Below are 448 nucleotides of genomic sequence, written 5' to 3' on the forward strand. Positions count from 1 at the left end.
AAGAAAATGGGGATTACCTCGTTCATCATAAAGACGTGACTGGTTTTACAAATAGTGAAGAACAAGCAAATGGTACAACTGAATACATGCCATATTTATTAGAAGACGAATTCATTAGTAACGGTGCACATTTTAAAAAAGAGGATGACTGGAGCAATTTCGCAGTCGTAGATGGTCGCATTGTGACTGGTCAAAATCCTCAATCAGGACATGCTGTTGCTGAACATGCTTTAAAAATCTTAGCTAATCAATAATTTCATAAAGGAGCGATATACATGAAATCATTAATTATTGGCGCTAATGGTGGCGTCGGTCAACATCTTATACGTAAACTGAAAGCACGAGATGTTGATTTTACTGCCGGTGTTAGAAAAGAAGAACTAGTTGAATCTTTAAAAGCAGATGGTATCGATGCAACTTACATTGATGTCGCAAAACAGTCTATTGA

Annotated in this window: 2 protein-coding genes; both read left to right on the forward strand. The window is 36.6% G+C overall.

Annotated features, from left to right (window positions below; all coding sequences use genetic code 11):
* Window positions 1–254, forward strand: a 254-nt coding sequence (locus AC1DPK_RS34305; protein ID WP_477513033.1) for a type 1 glutamine amidotransferase family protein, incomplete at its 5' end; no start/stop codon positions are given.
* A 21-nt stretch (window positions 255–275) separates the two neighbouring features.
* On the forward strand, window positions 276–448 hold a 173-nt coding region (locus AC1DPK_RS34310; protein WP_477513034.1), incomplete at its 3' end, for an NAD(P)H-binding protein.

This window comes from Paenibacillus sp. 01T424 (assembly GCF_056398745.1).